The sequence below is a fragment of the Streptomyces sp. NPDC050703 genome, assembly GCF_040654435.1.
Taxonomy (GTDB): domain Bacteria; phylum Actinomycetota; class Actinomycetes; order Streptomycetales; family Streptomycetaceae; genus Streptomyces.
In genome coordinates this window covers 1-4,089 of sequence record NZ_JBFAHX010000092.1, presented here as the reverse complement: position 1 = coordinate 4,089, position 4,089 = coordinate 1, and the positions used below count along the sequence as shown (strand labels likewise).

Sequence of the window (4,089 nt, the reverse complement as noted above, 5' to 3'; positions counted from 1 at the left end):
AGCCAACATCGCGGACATCTACCCGCTCGCGCCTCTGCAAGAGGGCATCCTCTTCCACCATCTGATCGCCGGCCAGGACAGCCGCGACGTCTACGCGGGGCCGAGGGTGCTGCGGTTCGACTCGCGGGAGCGCGTGGACGCGTTCCGGGAGGCGTTGCAGCGGGTGGTGGACCGGCACGACATCTACCGCACGGCCTTCGCGTGGGAGGGATTGCGTGAGCCGGTCCAGGTCGTGGCCCGCGAGGCCGTACTACCGGTCACCGAGGTCACGCTCGACCCCGAACGCCCGGACTTCGTTCAGCAGTTGATCGCGGCCGCGGGGCCGAGCATGGACATCGGCCGTGCACCCCTGATCGACGTGCATCTGGCCGGGGAGCCGGACGGCGACGGATGGCTGGTGCTGCTGCGGATGCATCACCTGGTGCAGGACCACACCACGCAGGATGTGTTCCTGGAGGAAATGGGCGCGTTCATGTCCGGGCGCGAGGAGTCGCTGCCCGAGCCGTTGCCGTTCCGCAACTTCGTGGCACAGGCCAGACTCGGCGTGCCGCGTGAGGAGCACGAGCGCTACTTCGCGGAGCTGCTCGGTGACGTGGAGGAGACCACCGCCCCGTACGGCCTGGCGGATGTGCACGGCGACGGCAGCGGCGTGGTCAGCTCGCATCTCGATGTCGAGGACGAGGTCGGGGAGCGGGTCCGGGATGTCGCCCGTTCGCTGGGGGTGAGCCCGGCGACGGTGTTCCATCTGGCCTGGGCGAGGGTCCTCGCCACGGTCAGCGGTCGCGACGATGTCGTGTTCGGCACGGTGCTCTTCGGCCGGATGAACGCGGGGACCGGCGCGGACCGGGTGCCCGGCCTCTTCCTCAACACCCTTCCCGTGCGGGTCCGCGTCGGAGCCACAGGTGTCGGGGAGACCCTGGAGGGCCTGCGGAGCCAGCTGGCCGAGCTGCTGGTGCACGAGCACGCGCCGCTGACGCTGGCGCAGCAGGCGAGCGGCATACCCGGCGGCAGTCCACTGTTCACCTCGATCTTCAACTTCCGGCACAGCCGGCGCCCGAGCGCGGGGCCCCGTAAGGACGACAGCGCCGCACCCAGGCGCATCCAGATGGTGTTCGCCCGGGATACCACCAACTACCCGGTCGCCATTTCGGTGGACGATCTGGGGGCCGGGTTCGGGTTGACCGTGGAAGCGGTGAAGTCGGTGGACGGGCAGGCCGTGTGCCGGATGCTGCACACCTGCCTGGACAACCTGTCGACCGCGCTGGAACGCAGCCCGGAGAGCGGGCTCGCCGCGGTGGACGTGCTCGACGAGGTCGAGCGGCGGCGCGTCCTGACGGCCGGGAGCGGCACCGAGACGCAGGTCGGGGCGGCCACGGTACCGGAGCTGTTCGCGGCACAGGCGGCCCGGACACCGGACGCCGTCGCGCTCGTGTGTGACGGTGCTGAACTGACATACGGCGAACTGGACGTGCGGGCGGACCGGCTGGCCCGGCGCCTGGCGCGGGAGCACGGCGTGGGTCCGGAGTCGGTGGTGGCGGTGCTCACCGAGCGTTCCGTCGAACTGCTCGTGGCGCTCCTCGCGGTACTCAAGGCCGGCGGTGCCTACCTGCCCGTCGATCCCGACCATCCCGCCGACCGAGTCGCCTACACGCTCGACGACGCCGATCCCGCCTGCATCCTGACCACGTCACGCTGCAAGCGTCTGGTGCCGGAGGGCCGCGACGTACCGCTGGTGGTCCTCGACGCGCCCGGGGCACCGGACCCGGGGGACACGCGGAACACGGACCCGCTGGCGCCGCTCCGTGAGCAGAACGCGGCCTACGTCATCTACACCTCCGGCTCGACCGGCCGGCCCAAGGGCGTGGTCGTCTCGCACGCGGGCTTCGCCAACCTGTCGGCGAACCACGCGAGGTTCGGGGTGGCACCGGGCCACCGCGTGGCGCAGTTCGCGTCGGTCGGCTTCGACAACTTCTGCTCGGAGTGGTCGCTGGCCCTGCTGTCCGGAGCGACCCTGGTGGTCGTTCCCCAGGACCGGCGGCTCGGTACGGACCTGGCCGAGTTCATGACCGACCAGGCCGTCACACACGCCACGCTGCCTCCCGCAGCCCTGGCGACGGTGCCGGACGGCGCGATCGGGTCCGCGGTGGTGCTTGAGGTCGGAGGCGAGGCATGCCCTCCAGAGCTGGTGGAGCGCTGGTCGGCCGGGCGGGTGATGTTCAACACCTACGGACCCACGGAGACGACGGTGGACGCCACCGCATGGCGCTGCCGCCCCGGCCTCGGGTCGGACGCGGTACCGATAGGAACCCCGATCGACAACACCCGCGCCTACGTGCTCGACGGCTCCCTCGAACCGGTCCCGACCGGAGTGGTCGGCGAGCTGTACCTGTCCGGTGCGGGGCTGGCCCGCGGGTATCTGGGGCGGCCCGGCCTGACGGCCGAACGCTTCGTGGCCTGTCCGCAGGGTGCCGCCGGTGAACGGATGTACCGGACGGGTGACTGGGTCCGGTGGCGGACGGACGGAAACCTGGAGTACGTCGGCCGTACGGACGACCAGGTGCAGATCCGTGGCTTCAGGGTCGAGCCCGGCGAGATCGAGAAGGTGCTCGACGGGCATCCGGAGCTGAGCCAGGCGGTCGTCGTCGTGCACGACGACCCCCAGGGCGGCAAGCGACTCACCGCCTACGCCGTGCCCGCGGCCGGTGACACCGATCCGGGCGCGCTGACCGGGTCGGTGCGGGAGTACGCGGCCGAACGGCTGCCGAACTACATGGTGCCGTCCTCGGTGACGATCCTGGAGTCCCTGCCGCTGACGGTGAACGGCAAGGTGGATCGCAGGGCCCTACCCGCCCCCGACCTCGGGGCGGAAGGGAACGGGGAGCCTTCGACGGGCCGGGGTGCCGCGGGCGTGCTCGAAGCCCTGGTGTGCGAGACGTTCGCCGAGGTCCTCGGCGTGCGGGTGGTCGGAGTCGACGACGACTTCTTCGCGCTCGGCGGTCACTCGCTCATGGCGGTCTCGCTGGTGGAGCGGCTGCGAGGCAAGGGCGTCACCGTCTCTCTGCGCACCCTGATCACCAACCCGACGCCGGCGCGCCTGATGCGGACGTTCAGCCTGACGTCGGTGCAGGACGCCCTCGGCGGAGTGCTGCCGATCCGGACCTCCGGCACCGAACCGGCGTTCTTCTTCATCCACCCCGCGGGCGGGCTGAGCTGGTGCTACATGCCGTTCGCCCGCTTCATACCCCAGGAGCACCCGCTCTACGGTCTCCAGGCACAGGGCCTCGAAGGCTCCGGGGAGCCGGCGGCCTCGGTCGCCGACATGGCCGCTGAGTACGTGCACCGGATACGGGCTCTGCAGCCGTCGGGCCCGTACCACCTCGTGGGCTGGTCCTTCGGAGGAACTCCCGCACACGAGATCGCCGTGCGCCTTGAGGCCGAGGGCGAGGAGGTGTCGCTGGTCCTCATGGACGCTTACCCGCCGATACCGGGAACGGACCCCGCCAGGCCTCGGCGCGACGGCGCCGATGGAGGCGACGGCCCCGCGCGCCTGGCGCAGCGTGTCCGTGCCGAACTCGGTCCGGTGCTCGGCGGAGTCGACGACGACGAGGTCGCCCTGTTGGTCCGGGTGTTCGACAACAACGCGACGCTGATGGACCACCACACGTACGGGGTCTTCGGCGGGGACACGCTGCTGCTCATCGCGGAAGAAGGGAAACCGGCGGACTTCTCGTTCGAGTCCCTGTGGCGGCCCCACCTCACCCGGCAGGCCACAGCCGTCGGCCTTCCCTGCGCACACTCGGACATGGCAAGGCCCGACATGCTGGGAGCGGCATGGGAGGTCATGGCGCGGTGGTTCTCCGGACGGTCGGAGCGAGGCATCTGATCCTCCCCGTGACGGCCTGAGGCCGCACCACCGGACGGTGCCCGGGCCCGACCCGTCGATGACGGGTCGGGCCCGGGCACCGTTGCGAGACCACGGCGAGGCGCTGCCGGCGGGGACACACAAACGTCGAGCCGACGCTCGACGGCCCCGGCGGCAGCGAGGCATGGTTGATCGGCTGGCCGCCCGGCAGCGGGACCGGTTGGCAC

1 protein-coding gene and 1 pseudogene are annotated in these 4,089 nt (G+C 71.1%); both read left to right on the top strand.

The window, feature by feature from the left end; all coding sequences use genetic code 11:
- Positions 1 to 3,883 (top strand): amino acid adenylation domain-containing protein (locus tag AB0I16_RS35660; protein WP_363253838.1); only part of this gene is annotated, 3,883 nt, incomplete at its 5' end.
- Between the two features lie 146 nt (positions 3,884 to 4,029).
- Positions 4,030 to 4,089 (top strand): annotated as a pseudogene (locus tag AB0I16_RS35655) (cysteine dioxygenase); the annotation flags it as partial.